The organism is Paracoccus angustae (genome assembly GCF_042648745.1).
Taxonomy (GTDB): domain Bacteria; phylum Pseudomonadota; class Alphaproteobacteria; order Rhodobacterales; family Rhodobacteraceae; genus Paracoccus; species Paracoccus angustae.
In genome coordinates this window covers 1-14709 of sequence record NZ_JBHRXY010000050.1, presented here as the reverse complement: position 1 = coordinate 14709, position 14709 = coordinate 1, and the positions used below count along the sequence as shown (strand labels likewise).

The 14709-nt window shown below is 59.9% G+C and carries 13 protein-coding genes, 1 tRNA gene and 2 pseudogenes; 7 read left to right on the top strand and 9 right to left on the bottom strand.

Translation table 11 applies throughout. The features are described from left to right. A partial coding sequence (locus ACFOM8_RS21020) for an integrase core domain-containing protein (RefSeq protein ID WP_377764311.1) occupies positions 1-334 on the top strand: 334 nt, incomplete at its 5' end. Positions 335-679: 345 nt separating this feature from the next. Beyond that, positions 680-1132: a very short patch repair endonuclease gene (locus tag ACFOM8_RS21015; protein ID WP_377764309.1), complete on the top strand. Its 453-nt coding sequence runs from the start codon at positions 680-682 to the stop codon at positions 1130-1132. Between the two features lie 18 nt (positions 1133-1150). Here the strand turns inward: ACFOM8_RS21015 and ACFOM8_RS21010 are convergent, their stop codons facing one another. Both ACFOM8_RS21010 and ACFOM8_RS21005 read right to left on the bottom strand, forming a co-directional pair. Next, positions 1151-2056, bottom strand: a complete 906-nt coding sequence (locus ACFOM8_RS21010; RefSeq protein ID WP_377764307.1) for a NaeI family type II restriction endonuclease — start codon at positions 2054-2056, stop codon at positions 1151-1153. Then, the gene (locus tag ACFOM8_RS21005; protein WP_377764306.1) at positions 2053-3012 is read right to left on the bottom strand and encodes a DNA cytosine methyltransferase; all 960 of its coding nucleotides are present in this window, start codon (positions 3010-3012) and stop codon (positions 2053-2055) included. Before ACFOM8_RS21005 ends, ACFOM8_RS21010 begins: the two co-directional genes overlap by 4 nt. 203 nt (positions 3013-3215) lie before the next feature. On the opposite strand from ACFOM8_RS21005, the gene ACFOM8_RS21000 reads away from it, so the two are divergent. The 4 genes and pseudogenes from ACFOM8_RS21000 to ACFOM8_RS20985 all read left to right on the top strand — a co-directional run bounded on the left by ACFOM8_RS21000 (position 3216) and on the right by ACFOM8_RS20985 (position 6730). Beyond that, positions 3216-3395, top strand: a complete 180-nt coding sequence (locus tag ACFOM8_RS21000) for an AAA family ATPase (protein WP_377764305.1) — start codon at positions 3216-3218, stop codon at positions 3393-3395. Positions 3396-3469: 74 nt separating this feature from the next. Next, entirely contained in the window at positions 3470-3979 is a 510-nt protein-coding gene (locus ACFOM8_RS20995; protein ID WP_377764303.1) for a hypothetical protein, read from the top strand. After that, positions 3976-6141, top strand: a pseudogene (locus ACFOM8_RS20990) (error-prone DNA polymerase); the annotation flags it as partial. The gene ACFOM8_RS20995 and the pseudogene ACFOM8_RS20990, both read left to right, overlap by 4 nt. Then, the gene (locus ACFOM8_RS20985; protein WP_377764315.1) at positions 6071-6730 is read left to right on the top strand and encodes an OB-fold nucleic acid binding domain-containing protein; all 660 of its coding nucleotides are present in this window, start codon (positions 6071-6073) and stop codon (positions 6728-6730) included. The pseudogene ACFOM8_RS20990 and the gene ACFOM8_RS20985, both read left to right, overlap by 71 nt. Before the next feature lie 456 nt (positions 6731-7186). On the opposite strand, the gene ACFOM8_RS20980 is transcribed toward ACFOM8_RS20985, so the two are convergent. From ACFOM8_RS20980 to ACFOM8_RS20955, 6 genes and pseudogenes are all read right to left on the bottom strand, one after another. Then, the gene (locus ACFOM8_RS20980) at positions 7187-8845 is read right to left on the bottom strand and encodes an RNA-directed DNA polymerase (protein WP_377764302.1); all 1659 of its coding nucleotides are present in this window, start codon (positions 8843-8845) and stop codon (positions 7187-7189) included. A gap of 70 nt (positions 8846-8915) precedes the next feature. Further along, positions 8916-9177: pseudogene (locus ACFOM8_RS20975) on the bottom strand (IS630 family transposase); the annotation flags it as partial. Between the two features lie 16 nt (positions 9178-9193). Then, complete coding sequence (locus tag ACFOM8_RS20970; protein ID WP_377764300.1) at positions 9194-9682, bottom strand: hypothetical protein; 489 nt, start codon at positions 9680-9682, stop codon at positions 9194-9196. Then, complete coding sequence (locus ACFOM8_RS20965; RefSeq protein WP_377764299.1) at positions 9679-10101, bottom strand: helix-turn-helix domain-containing protein; 423 nt, start codon at positions 10099-10101, stop codon at positions 9679-9681. The genes ACFOM8_RS20970 and ACFOM8_RS20965 overlap by 4 nt, the downstream gene beginning before the upstream one ends. 797 nt (positions 10102-10898) lie before the next feature. Further along, the gene (locus tag ACFOM8_RS20960) at positions 10899-11318 is read right to left on the bottom strand and encodes a collagen-binding domain-containing protein (protein WP_377764298.1); all 420 of its coding nucleotides are present in this window, start codon (positions 11316-11318) and stop codon (positions 10899-10901) included. Between the two features lie 34 nt (positions 11319-11352). Continuing rightward, a complete protein-coding gene (locus ACFOM8_RS20955) occupies positions 11353-12675 on the bottom strand; it encodes a hypothetical protein (RefSeq protein WP_377764296.1) in 1323 nt (440 codons plus the stop codon). Positions 12676-12969: 294 nt separating this feature from the next. On the opposite strand from ACFOM8_RS20955, the gene ACFOM8_RS20950 reads away from it, so the two are divergent. Beyond that, positions 12970-14676 (top strand): recombinase family protein, encoded by a 1707-nt coding sequence (locus ACFOM8_RS20950; protein WP_377764314.1) that lies wholly within the window; start codon positions 12970-12972, stop codon positions 14674-14676. Here the strand turns inward: ACFOM8_RS20950 and ACFOM8_RS20945 are convergent. Next, a tRNA-Met gene (locus tag ACFOM8_RS20945) sits at positions 14633-14709 on the bottom strand. The genes ACFOM8_RS20950 and ACFOM8_RS20945 overlap by 44 nt on opposite strands.

Genomic DNA, 14709 nt, shown 5'->3' with positions numbered 1-14709 from the left:
ACGGGTCAGGGCGCTGCGTGCGCCAGCGACAATCGAAATGCTGACCGACAACGGGCCGCCTTACATCGCCAAGGATACCCAGATCTTCGCGCGCCAGCTCGGTCTGAAACCCTGCTTTACCCCGGTGCAGAGCCCGCAGAGCAATGGCATCTCGGAGGCATTCGTAAAAACGCTGAAGCGCGACTACGTCCAAGTGACGTCGCTGCCGGATGCCCAGACTGTCCTAGGATTGATCAAAAACTGGTTCGAGGATTACAACGACAACCACCCACACTCAGGGCTGAAGATGCGCTCGCCCCGCGAGTTCATTGCAGCTCAAACCGCAATCGCCTGAGTGTCCGGTGAAACGGGGGCAAGACCAGCTCATCCGCGCGGAGAATGCCCCAGTCAGATCGCCAGCGGCAGCAGGGGATCGGCCATGACGCGACCCTCGCGCTGGATCGACATCAACGGCGATGCCGAGACGAAATGGTGTCTCGGCGAAACCGACAACTATCAACCCCAAGGACTCTCGTTATGAACGAGGGACGACTGGGGGCAGGTCACAATGTTACCAGCGCTGTCCCAGCTGTGGATCAGGATCATCGGCCAAGTATTTTTGCCAATAAGTCCCTGCGGAGACGCCGGGGTTCTGAGTTTCGGTCGATGATGCTATCTCCACTGAGCAAAGGGGGCGCGTATGGACAAGATCTCATCGGAACGTCGATCGGAGAACATGAGGCGTATCCGCAGTTCGAATACAGGGCCCGAGATGGCGGTCCGGCGGGAGCTGCATGCGATGGGCTTCCGCTACTCCCTCCACTCGAAGCTGTTCTCAGGGAAGCCTGACATGGTTTTCCGGAAGCTCCAAGCAGTGATATTCATTCACGGATGCTACTGGCATGGACACGACTGCGGGGAGGTGAAACCCTCTTCAACAAATCAAGAATACTGGTCACCGAAGATCAGGGGGAACCGCGAACGAGACCGTCGGAACCTGGCTGCCATTGAAGCAGAGGGCTGGAGGCACCTGATAATCTGGGAATGCGCATTTCGCCGGAAAGGGATCGAGGCCCTGAAAGAGACGGCAATGAAAGCCGCGGAATGGCTCCGAGAGGGTAAGGCAAGCGCGGAGATTGGTCGCAGTAGCTGAGTCGGAGTAGCCGATAGGTTAGCTGCTTAGTGCTGCTGGGACGCTCCGGCCATAGCTGGCGCATATGGCACGTTCTGCTTCGGATATCACCCGGTGGGATATGAACTCGCTAGGTGAGGTCTCTGGAAGGCCCAGTGACTTTATCAGGTCGGCATCATAATTCCCCTGCAGCAAGAGGACGCCCTCCTGAAGCAGTCTGTCCCTGGCGCCCCGCTTCGCGTCTGACCTGATCCTGCGCATAAAGTCCCTCTGTTCGCCCCCGGCCTCCTCGATAATCCTTCGGGCCACAGGCCGGTCGAGGACGCCTGAGAACAGCGTTACAATGCGATCGTTTCCGGTTTTGCCGGTGAAGACCGCATCAACCAGATTGGAAGGCAGGGTGCGCCAGAAGTTCTGCGGGCAGGGGACACCGTTCAGGAGCCAATGGATCTCCTGGAACCCGGTTGCAGCCACTGTTCTCTTAGCGTCGCGATTCGCCCCGGATGTCAGGTTGGCGGGATGAGCGACTATCAAACCGAGAAAACACTGTGATTTAGGCTCGTCGATCGCGGCGAGAAGGCAGACATGCCCGACAGCCTCCGTGGGTATCATCCAGTTTCCACCAATCGTGAATTTCAGGTCCACGTCGCAGTTTTGGATGACGAAGTCCAAGCGGCCCTTCGGAAGGTCCAGCTTCGCCCTGGTCAGGATCTCGATCTTGGTGCCTAGGTATGTCTTCTCGGTCTTCTCCAGCTCATCGTATGAGCGGCGCCGGGTTCGTGGCGTGTCTACCACCTCGTCCACAGCGTCCCGCAGCATCTTCGGAAACCACTGGATTAGACCGATCGTGCCCCCCGCACGCCGGACCACTTCCAGACCGATATCGTTCAGCTTCTCGAAATCTGGATGACCGGGGATAATAAGCGACCGGGGTATGGCCTTCATGCGACGGCGTAGACAGTCTTTGAGGTGATAGCGCTGCTCACCTGACGGGCCACCGCTTCAGCGACCGGCGGGGGGAAGGCGTTGCCTACCTGGCGGTAAGCGTTCGTCTTCCTTCCGAAGAACTGCCACTCATCTGGGAAGCCCTGGATCCTGGCGACCATCCGAACGGTCAGCCTCGGCATGCCTACGAAGTCCCTATCGGGCGCCTCTTCCGCCACCGTCTTGCCATTTACTCCCAGGGACGCCCAAGCCGCGCGAGCGCGGGTGGGGCCCAAGTCGGGGCCGCCGTGCTTCTTCGAGCCGCCGACGATCGTGGGAGCGATCTCATTCGCCCGCTCAGCCCACGCCTTAACGCCCTTCCAGCCGTTGGCGGCCATCAGATCCCGCAGGGTCTCGCCGACGGACGGCGGGTTATGGTGCTGCTCCTCCGGCCAGGCGAAGCCGGAAGCAAATTCCTTCTTGATCGCGACGATTACCACGCGGGGGCGCAGCTGGGGGACGCCGAAGTGGGAGGCGTTCAGAAGGCGCCAGTCGGCAACATAGCCGAGCTTCTTCAGCTGTCTTTTCAGGCTATTGCGGTAATCGACAAAAACCGCGTCTAGGAAGCCGCGCACGTTTTCGAGCATGACCGCCTTCGGCCGGATCTCATCGACTAAGCGGATGGCTTCGGGGAAGAGGTCGCGCTCATCGCCTGCGCCGAGCTGCTTGCCAGCAACTGAGAAGGGAGGGCAGGGAACCCCGCCGCCGATCAGGTCCACGCCTGCGTAATCCCTTCCTGAAAACTCCCGAAGGTCGCCCTCGACCACCTTCCATTCTGGACGGTTCAGGCGAAGCGTCTGGCATGCGTGGTGGTCGATCTCTACCAGGCACCGATGGTCGAAGCCCGCGCGTTCAAGTCCGAGGGCCTGTCCTCCAGCACCTGCGCACACTTCGATCGAGGAGAGCATGTTCTTCATTTGTCCCACGTCTTGTTCTGCCGCAGATCTAACCACAAGGTGGAATTTTTCTCCAGCCCAAAACTGCTTCCAAGAGGTGTTGAACCTCTCGAGCTTGGCGGCTCTTCCGTGAGGTCTCGGAGTAAAGATCTCCCTAAAAATCCTTGTGAACGAGAAGCTTACCGGCCAGGGTAAGGAAAGCGATGCTCTGATCCGAGACTCTTATGAAGATCACCTACGTCAAGATCGAGAATTGGCGATCCATCAAATCTGTCGAGTTTGCGCCGTCAGACATTACAGTCTTGGTTGGCTCGAACAACGCAGGTAAGACCAACATACTTAGCGCGATCAATTTCCTGCTCGGCGAGCGCTGGCCCAGCCGCAGCGCGAGCCGAAGCGGCTGACCCGGCTGCTCTGCGACAAGATCGAGACCATTTCTCCCGGCTATGGCATCGAGATCCTGTCGCTAACCGCCACCTTGGCCGAGCCGCTGGCAGCCCGGCAGGCAGCCAGCCGCCTGATCGAGGAACCGGCGTCCGATCTCTCCGGCCTGATCGACGTGCTGGCCAACCGCGTCGGGTCGCGGGCGGTCTATCGCCTGGCCCCGGTGGCCAGCGACGTGCCGGAACGCGCCGTCGCCCGCATCGCTGCCCTGGCCGAACCGGTCGGCGCCGGCTGGCCGGATCACTGGCCGCGCCCGTCGCGCCTGCTGCCCCGGGCTGAGCCGATCGAGACCATGGCGCTGCTGCCCGACCATCCGCCGGTCTGGATTGCCTGGCGGGGCATCCGCCGAAAGGTGCGCCGCGCGGATGGCCCCGAGCGGGTCTTCGGCGAATGGTGGAAGCGCGATGCCGAACTGGTCGCCGTCCGGGATTATTTCCGCGTCGAGGACGAGGCCGGTGAACGGTTCTGGATCTTCCGCGCGGGCGATGGCGAGAACATCGAGACCGGTTCGCATCGCTGGTTTTTGCACGGGGTGTTCGGATGAGTGCGCCGCGCTATGCCGAGCTTCAGGTGACGAGCCAGTTCAGCTTTCTCAGGGGCGCCTCCTCGGCCGAGGAACTGTTTGCCACCGCCGCGCTGATGGGGATCGAAGCTTTGGCGATCACCGACCGCAATTCGCTGGCCGGGATCGTCCGAGCCTGGGAGGCAGCCAAGACTACCGGCGTCCGGCTGATCGTCGGCTGCCGTCTCGATCTCGCCTGCGGCACGGCGCTGCTGGTCTATCCCACCGACCGGCCTGCTTACGCCCGGCTCTGCCGGCTGCTGACCCTCGGCAAGTCGCGCGCCGGCAAGGGCAAGTGCCATCTGGACTGGTCCGATCTGGCGGATTATGCCGAGGGCTTGGTCGCCGTGCTGGTGCCGGACTTGGCCGACGATACCTGCGCGCTGCGCCTGCGGCGGTTGCGCGATCTGTTCGGCGACCGCGCCTATCTGGCCCTGACCCTGCGCCGCCGCCCGAACGATCAGTTGCGGCTGCACGAGCTGTCGCTCATGGCGCATCGGGCGCGCGTGCCGACCGTCATCACCAATGACGTGCTCTATCACGAGCCTTCGCGCCGCATCCTCCAGGACGTGGTGACGGCGATCCGCCACAATACGACTGTCGATGCCTTGGGCTTTCGCCGCGAGCGCCATGCCGACCGCTATCTGAAGCCGCCTGAGGAAATGCACCGGCTGTTCAGCCGCTATCCCGAGGCCCTTGCCCGGTCCGTCGAGATCATGGAGCGGTGCCGGTTTTTGCTGGACGAACTCTGCTACCAGTATCCCGAGGAACGCGACGACCCGAGCCTGACCCCGCAGGAGACGCTGGCGCGGCTCACCTGGGAGGGCGCGGCGGACCGCTATCCCGAAGGCGTGCCGGATGAAGTCACCGCATCGCTGAATCACGAATTGCGGCTGATCGAGACGCTGGACTATGCGCCGTATTTCCTAACCGTCCACAGTATCGTCCGCTTCGCGCGATCCCGCGACATCCTTTGCCAGGGGCGAGGATCGGCGGCGAACAGCGCCGTCTGCTATGTGCTGGGCATCACTGCCATCGACCCCGGCCGCAACGACTTGCTGTTCGAACGCTTCGTCAGCGAAGAACGCCGCGAGCCGCCCGACATTGACGTGGATTTCGAGCACGAGCGCCGGGAAGAAGTGATCCAGTGGGTCTATCAGACCTATGGCCGCGACCGCGCCGCGCTCTGTGCGACAGTGATCCGCTATCGCGCCAAGGGCGCGTTGCGCGATGTCGGCAAGGCCATGGGCCTGCCCGAGGATCTGATCCAGCAGATGTCCAGCCAGATTTGGGCCTGGTCCGACGAGGGCGTCAGCGACGATCAGATCCGGGCGCTGAACCTCAACCCCGAAGATCGCCGCCTACGCTTGGCCCTGGACCTGGCCCGACAGCTGCAAGGCGCGCCCCGGCACCTGTCGCAGCATCCGGGCGGGTTTGTCCTCACCCAGGATCGCCTCGACGACCTGGTGCCGATCAAGCCGGCCGCCATGGAGGATCGCCAGATCATCGAGTGGGACAAGGACGATATTGACGCCTTGAAGTTCATGAAGGTGGACGTTTTGGCCTTGGGGATGCTCACCTGCATGGCGAAGGGGCTCGCATTGATCGCCACGCACAAGGGCATCCGCCATGAGCTGGCCTCGATCCCGGCGGAAGACCCGCGCACCTATGCGATGATCCGGCGGGCCGATACCCTGGGCACCTTCCAGATCGAGTCACGCGCACAAATGGCGATGCTGCCGCGCCTGAAGCCGCGCACCTATTACGACCTGGTGGTGCAGGTCGCCATCGTCCGGCCCGGCCCGATCCAGGGCGACATGGTTCATCCCTATCTGCGCCGCCGCGCGGGCAAGGAGCCGGTCGAATATCCGAGGCCGGAACTGGAAAAGGTGCTGGGCAAGACCCTCGGCGTGCCGCTGTTCCAGGAACAGGCCATGCGGGTGGCCATTGAATGCGCCGGCTTCACGCCGGGCGAGGCCGACATGCTGCGCAAGAGCATGGCTACCTTCAAGTTCACCGGCGGGGTGAGTGCGTTCAAGGAGAAGCTGGTTTCCGGCATGGTCGGGCGCGGCTATGAGGCGGAGTTTGCCGAGCGGACCTTCAGGCAGTTGGAGGGCTTCGGCAGCTATGGTTTCCCGGAAACCCGCCATCGCGCTCAGGCCGATGACCTTGGGCCGCGAGGTGGTCGAAGACTACGGCCATGTCGGCCTGTCCCTGCGCCGACATCCGGTGGCCTTCCTGCGCGACAGGCTGAAACAGCGTCGTATCGTCACCTGCGCCGAGGCCATGGACGCGCCCGACCGCCGCTGGTTGGAGACCGCCGGCCTGGTTCTGGTCCGCCAGCGGCCCGGATCCGCCAAAGGGGTGATGTTCATCACCATCGAGGACGAGACGGGCGTGGCCAACCTGGTGGTCTGGACCAAGGTCTTCGAGGCGCATCGCCGGATCGTTCTGGGCGCCGGGATGATCGCCGTCCGAGGTCGCATTCAGCGCGAGGGCGAGGTGGTGCATCTGGTCGTTCATCAGTTGACCGACCTATCCGGCGATCTGGCCGGCGTCGGCCGAGGCGGCACCGCCTTCCCCCTGCCCCACGGGCGTGGCGACGAGTTCCGTCATGGCAGCCCCGCCCCGGATCCGCGCGGGATCGTGCCTGAAGGACCACGGCCCCGTGACATGTATGTCCGCGACCTGCATCTGGACAGCATCAAGGTGAAGGGGCGGAATTTTCGATGAGAGTAATGCCGCGCGCGCGGCAGAAAGACCTGATTGCGAAAATGGGCAGAAGAGGATTACAGGGATCCGCAGGGGGCTATCTGCTAACACAACGGCCCCCACCGGAGCGTCGGCGATGTGATGAGGACACCATACCGTATGGGCAACTGATTCACACCATCGGGAGCGAGAAAACCAGAACCGGACCACAAGCCAGAGCTAGTCCAAGTGAGTTGGACCTGATCCGCATATCACCAAACCGGCCCGCGGCATGAGAAAGGATCCGCTACGTTCGGCCGTCGTCGCAAGCCTGCTGCTCCACCACCGACGTGGAAACAGGCACCGAGGCGAAGGCTTTTTCAGGCGTCCTCCGCTGACTTTTTCTAAGGCGCCTTGGCTGGACGAACTTCCGCCTCGCCTCGCTTTGGCATAGATATTCCACGATCATTGCTCTGATCATGGTCAAAATGGCACGCTTCAGATACGAGCTATGAACCAATCGTCGGCATGCTGCTCCATGTTTTTCAGGAGCGGTCGCTTTTCGTCTTCCGAAAGCGCGGAATGGTTTTTCACCGCGCAGTAGATCGCCCTTCGGACAAAATCAGGAACGTTCTGGAAAACTTCCATTGCTAATTTTCTTAAACGCGCTCGATCCAGACAGGGCGCGCCAAGGGATATGGCCTCGCGGTAGAAGAGCATACTGTCGGTCTGAAGATGGCCATCAACAATCGCCCTGACGAACGTCGGATCTGCGAACGAGGGGAGGCCAGAAATACGAAGGATCGGCACCTGCAGGGGATAGGCACATTTTCCCCATTCAACGGCTCTAAAGACCGCGATTTTGATTTCCTCGCACTTTTCGGGACTGAATTTTTTGTGCTCCTTATCCAAGGCGTCCGCGATATAGTAGATTGAAGTGATTTTCCGTTCAATTAATGTCTGCAACAAGGTAACATCTTGGTCCGCATAAATGAAATACTTCACGACTAGCTTGATTTGTTCCTCTACCTCGTGATCTGGAGCATCGACAAAGCCTTTAACAAGGACATCCTTGGGAATCGCTTGGATCTTCTTGAGGGTGTCTTTGCCCGGCTCACGGTAGTATCGCGATATGGATGATCTCCCGCTGACTCGGATTGCCCTGACCACCTCTACTTTTTCCTCGAGGTTGATCTGCTCATGCTCACCTGCAGCAAAGCGGTTTGCAAACTGGGCGATCTCCTCAGCATTCACAATTTTGAAGACATCAGTTTTTCTGCTGTTCAGAGACAGACCTTCATCTGCCAAGAGATTTGTCAGAATCTCGATGGCTTTGAGGGCTTCTGCTCGCGTGTCCGCAAAGATCCGGTAGTCATCCACATACCGGATAAAAATTATGCCCGCGTCCTTCATCTTGGAATCTACAGTCAGCAAGGCTGCTTCGGACAGGATACGGCTAGCGTCGGAACCGACAGGAACGCCGAAGCTGCGCCGGTCACCGGCCCAGAACAGCAGCATCTCCTTTATCAAGTCGACATGGGTTTCGTCGCACCCGATATTGAGAAGATGGTTTTCAAGAGAGTGATTACCGATGCGATCAAAGAAGTTGGCTATATCGGTAACGACTTTCCATTTCCCGATCCGCCCTTGAGACAGTTCGGACGAGCGAGCCCTGAAGCTGTCGTATCCGAAGTTCGAATCAAAGATTTCCCCATCCGCTTGTGACAGGCGATGAGAATGCACCACCTGCTCATCCTTGGGGATCCGAGCGGACTCAATTTTCTCGAAAAGCAAATATGCAGCGGCGAGGTATTTGACAGCATCGAAGGGGTCTAGCCAAGCACACTGGCGGAAACTGTTTTGATCCTTGATGGTAAGACCACGACGGGTAGGGCCGATACGCTCTTTGGTCAGGTTCGCGACCTTCAGGAACGATATAGTTTGAGTTTTGACAGCCTTCCTGAATTCGTCCGGCTTTTGCGCCAGGATGGCTGCTTCAATGGATTGAGAGAAGGTTGGAGGTTTGAATACATCGTCGCTACCTTTCGATAAGACGCGCTCGATAGCAAGATCCGTAGCGCGTTCAATACGTTGGAATTCTTCTTTGTTCAAAGTGGTGGCCGACCCATGAGCAATTGGATCAGCGTAACCCCACAAGCAAGTATGCGGCAAGAGGTTTGAATAGCCCCAAGCTTCTTAGACGCCTTCGCGTCTCAGCGTCCGTCGCCGTCATGGTGGCTACCGGACCCTTCTTGAGAGGTAGGCCAGGCTGAGTGCGGTCGACCGCTTGAATCTGCGATTTTTCATCAACGCACAGCACGACAACCCCGCTCCGGTGGATCTAGATAGAGCCCGACGATCTCGGTGACTTTCTCCTCGAACATCGGATCGTTTGAGTCCCTGAAGCTGCGCGTCAGATGCGGCTTCAGGCCGCGCTCTGCCCAGCTACTGCCGACGGTCGACAGTGAAATGCCTACCACCTCGACCATCAGGGAGCGGCTCTAGTCAGTCAACCCGCTCCGTGAGGGATGGCAGGGGCGCCAACGTCAGACCCGCAGATGCGGAAAGCATCGCGAAGTGGGACCGGAAATAAGGATAGGTAGTAAACCGAGCTATCTTCCGAAAATATAGCTCAACGTAAGTCTCGGGCGCGTCCTTAAAGCCAGAATAGAGCACCCAATACTCTGCTTTGACCTTCAGAACCTTGGAGCGCCTATGTTTAATTTCCGCGTTCCAGAGATATGAACCAGCTACCATACCCCTTTCTGCTACGAACGTTTGCCCTCCTGGCTCACCGGCAAAAGACTGGTTGAGAGCTTCACGATCCTGTCGTTCAGCAGCGAGATATACTGCCAGTTTGGTGTCAAATTCGCTGTGAGCCAGTCGCACTTCTCGCAGGCGAGCCTTACTTGCACATTCACTATAAATATCCTGGCTGAATTCCGGATCGCCGAAATTCAGTTGCCTGTCCGGAAGGGCCAACTCGGCACTCATGCGGCGACTTTCCAAGGAAACTTATTCTCGTTCGCAGTCTCATCGGTCCACGGGCTTTCAGCAATTTCCCACACTTCTTCCAGCCTGACGATCTCAGCGGGCTTGCGACGGACGCTCGGCCGGGACTGCGCTTTGATCTCCTGAAGATCGCGAACAGAGATAAACTCAAAATCCTCTTGAAGAGCATGTGCAATTTTACCGAGCGTTGCCAATGTCAGATTACGGCCATGGGCCGAAAGGATCTGGGACACACGCGCCGTCGAAACGCCCAAGCGCTCAGCGAGTTGCTTTTGGGACACACAGCTTTTCGCCATGGCTTTCTGGATGGCCAACTGGACAGAAACTGCCAAGCTCTCGGCAGCAAACTCAGCTTGGTCTTTCTCGTCATGAAGCTCCAGAAAGTCCCATTTAGCGGTCATTATATTTCCCCAAAATCTTGGCTACGCGAGCCAGTTGGTCCTGATCAGCCCGATTGGTTCGCTTGATCGTTCCCTCAGGACACATGAATACCGAGTCCCCGTTTATACGAATGAGTTTTCCATAAACACGCAACTGCCACGACTTTGCAGCATATACGGCGATATCAGACATACCTGGTTGCCCAGAGGGAAACTTTTCTTCACGGACGAACAACGTCGAATTGCTAACGCCGGCGAGGCCGTTGCGGCGCACCGCCTCAAGCGTATGACCAACCTTTCTTACATGCCTTGCATTAGCTCCTCTAACCTCCCTCGCTAGGAACCTGATCACCTCGTCCGAGAGGAGCATGTAAAAGGCATCTGTTTCATGTCGCTCCCCATGCGGGCGGTAACCGTCGATTCGCATCCATAGTTCCACATGAAAGTTAAGGAAAGCCTTAACTCCCCTTGGTAGCAAACTGTGGCGGAGGGCGTCCGTCGTCAAGTCCTCGCATGAAGGATCTCGGCCTAAATGATTACGAAAGGGTTAACTGAGCGCTCCGAGGGGCGCCGCCCCCTTGTCTCGCTGCCCATGGGACGGCGATTATCAGCCAGGGACAGCGCGCCGATACCGTCAAGAAGCTTCGAGATATTGTAGGTGTTGCTGCGGTCATGTTGCGACCCCCTGCCGGGCCACCCCGGTCGTCGAGACCGTTATCGAGGCAAGCGAACTGGAGTAGGCCGAAAGAACCTGGGCGTAGCCTTGCGGCGCCAAACCGTCAGTGAAGACCGATTTGGAGCCGCCACTCATGTTCAGCTTATCCCGCCCTCCACCCGGCTACGGCATTCCCACCTTGGTTGACATGAATCAGCGCTTCGACGTTGCCGCGCACGATCAGTTCATCGAAGTCGGACACATCCCCCTTCGCGTTCATATAGACGACACTGCCCGCCTGAACCTTGTAGTCGCCGCCCGCCAGAACCCGGCCATCCGCGTGGAAACCGGCACTGCCCGTGACATCGCCCTTGGTGATCAGGTTGAACTGCTTCAGCAGGTCGGTGGCGCCAAGGGTGGCCGCTTCGCCAACGGAGACCTGACTGACAAGGCAACCGACAACTGCAAGAGTGCAAAAACCGAAACGCATCCTGGAAGCCCCAATAACCAACTGACCACTTTTGTCTGTTAGATCACCAATGGTTTTCAAAGAACCTGACGATTTGGACAGCGACTCCAGCATTCGCACCAAGTGACGGCCAGCTTGTCAAATTTTGTCAGCGACCCAACAGCAACATTTCCGGCACGACCACGGAGATCTCGGCAACCTGCGCGATGTCGTTCTCCGGGGATAGTTTAGCGGCGTTGAGCCGGCGCCGGAGCGCGGCCATTTCCGTTATGTTTTCCCTCAGGCGGGAGGGCTCGCACACCGGCTCGCCTCGTAGTGCCCTCCCCAAGTCACGGATTGTCGCAATGTCTTCAGCGAGGAACATATGCTGCGCGCAGATCGTGTAGGGATCGATGTCGCAAAGCAACGCAATGACCGCAAGGTCGGCCGGGGTCAGCCGATCCTGATCCTCGAGATTGGGAGATTGGACATAGGTGGGGTGGAACTGTGCCCTCTGCACTCTGCTGGCCGCGGCCAAGTCACGCTTGCCGTGGTCATTGGGGTTTTGCACGATATGATGCACACCGACATCTTCGACGCGGTCCATGTTCTCTTCAAACACCGCCGTCAACGCGCGCTGTTCCGACATGGCAGTCTCCGCGATGCGACTCGCTTTGGCGAGTTGCTCTATGACGCCGACCCTGCCAAACGCGAGATGTCGCAGGTCTGGATGGCGAGGCGACCCGTAGCTGCGCTCGAAACTCTTCGTGATCTCGGCAGCCTTCTCCCGTGCAGATACTCCATATCGACTGTTTTGTTCGCCCGGAAACCTGACACGGATTTTTCTGCCCTCATCGATGAGCGCATCGGTATAGGTCACCAGCTCCGCGTGCTTGCAACGATCATCAGGATCGCCCGTATCACCTTGGTTCTTTCTTCCCGCGGCGGAGCGACGAGAAAGCGCGGCGAAATTGGGCGCGGCTCCAGCGAGGAAATCGTAAATGGTTACTTCTTGATCAGGCTGTATCGACAGACTACGGCGGTCCTTCTCGGTCAGAATTGGCAGATGCTTCTCGATCTCGGGCAAGAGCACGTATGTCCAAAACCGGAGCGCATCGCGTATTTGTTTTTCCGTATGGGTCAATTGCCGTCGGCCGCGCTCATTAGGCTCGGACAGAGACAGCGGAAACGTCATGACCCCGTATCCGCTGTCGATAGCCTGCTTTCGGAACCAAGGCTCGATATAGCTCAGCGCCGCAAGCTCCGCTGCGTCGATGTCGCGACGCACCTTGAATCGCCGTCGACTGAATCGACGCATGATCGCGTCCGGAATCAGGAACGGGTCTTTGCGCAAGGCATCGGTGTCGACGAGCATTAGCGTATTTGCGAAGTCCGCGATCGGAACTTCGGTGGTGTCGATGGCGCGATCCAATGCGGCACGATACGCGAACATGGCCTCCATTCCCACGCGCAATTCGTCCTCGTCTCGCATCGTTATGTCCCTCGTCATCAAACAGCCGATTTGTTTCCCAAGCCGGTTTCGAACTCTCCTTCAGATTGCACGGACCTTTCCGTCCGGGTCAATCTCGATGTCCAGAACGCCGTCCAAGCCAAACCGATCCCCGTCAGCTAGGCGGGCCGATCAGCCGCGAGCCAGCGACGCGGACATTGATTACCCGGCCCCGGAACCCCATCATGAAAGCCTCGATGCTCTTGTCCGCCTCCTCGCCCGGCAGGCGGCACGGGAGTATCTGGGCCAATCCACCACGGAGGGAGGGGACACGCCGTGACCTTCAAAGCATCATCGCCCGTCCGGGCGGCCCTCTATGCCCGCTATTCCTCCGACCTGCAGCGGGACGCCTCGATCGAGGACCAGCTTCGGCTCTGCCGCAAGCTCTGCGCCGACAATGGCTGGATGGTGACAGAGACGTTCCAGGATCGGGCGAGCAGCGGGTCCTTCAATCTGCGTCCCGGGTTTCAGGGTCTGCGACAGGCTGCAATGCGAGGCGGCTTCGACGTGGTGGTGGCCGAGGCTCTGGACCGCTTCTCACGCGACCAGGAGCATATCGCCGGCTTCCACAAGCAGATGAGCTTCCATGGCATCCGTATCGTCACCAAGACCGAGGGCGAGATCAACGAGATGCATGTCGGTCTTGGCGGCACGATGGCGGCCCTCTACATCAAGCACCTCGCCCAGAAGACCCACCGGGGCCTGGAGGGGCGGGTGCGGGACGGCAAGTCGGCCGGCGGCATCGGCTATGGCTACAAGGTCGATCGCCAGGCGCTGCCCGATGGCAGCCTGACCGCGGGCGATCGGGTCATCCACGAGGCAGAGGCGGCGATCGTGCGGCGGATTTTTCGCGACTATGCGGCGGGCAAGAGCGCCCGCAGCATCGCGGTCGCGCTGAACGCCGAGGGCATCCCCTCCCCCGCTTCGGGCCGCAGCAGCGGCACCTGGAGCGCTTCCACCATCGGCGGCAACTGGAAGCGCGGCACGGGGATCCTCAACAACGAACTCTATGTCGGCAAGCTGGTCTGGAACCGGCTGCACTACCGCAAGGATCCCACCACCGGAAAGCGGGTCTCGCGGCTGAACCCGCCCGAGGACTGGGTCGTCGAGGAGGTGCCACATCTGGCCATCGTCGACCAGGCTCTCTGGGAGACGGTGAAGGCCCGCCAAGAGGCAACCCGCGAGGAGATCTTCGAAAGCCGGGCCGAGAACCCTGACGCGCCGGGCATCGAACGTGGCCACCGGCCCCGTTACCTGCTTTCCGATCTGGTCCGCTGCGGCTGCTGCAGGGGCGGCTATTCGATGATCAGCAAGTCCCGGCTCGGCTGTTCGACGGCGCGCAACAAGGGGACCTGCGGCTATCGCCGGACGATCCTGCGCGAGGAGGTGGAGGAGCGAGTGCTCTCTGACCTGAGGGAGCGGCTGATGAGACCGGACCTGCTGCGCCGGTTCATCGAAGAGTTTCAGCGCGAGGTGCAGAGGGGGCGCCAGGAGGCCTTGGCGGAACGGGCCGATCTCGAACGCCGCCACGTCCGCGTCAAGAAAGCCATCGACAGCATCATCACCGCGATCACAGAGGGGATGTATAGCCCCTCCATGAAGGAGAAGATGGACACGCTCGAAGCCGAGCGCGCCGAGATCGAAGCCGCCCTCGCCCGCACCGAAGAACCTTCACCGGTGGCGATGCATCCCGGCATCGCCGCGGTCTACGAGAAGAAGGTGGCGGCGCTGAGCACGGCGCTGAACGCCGACGACACGCGCGGTGAGGCGGCGCTGATCCTGCGCGGGCTGATCGAGAAGGTGGTGATTCATCCCGGCACGGAGACGCAGGGGATCGATCTTTACGGAGAGCTGGGGGCGATCCTGGCGCTGTGCGGGGATCGGGAGGATGCACATGCCGACGCCCGCCTTGTGGGCGGGCGTTCGAGGCAAGTGACGATGGTTGCGGGGGTAGGATTTGAACCTACGACCTTCAGGTTATGAGCCTGACGAGCTACCGGGCTGCTCTACCCCGCG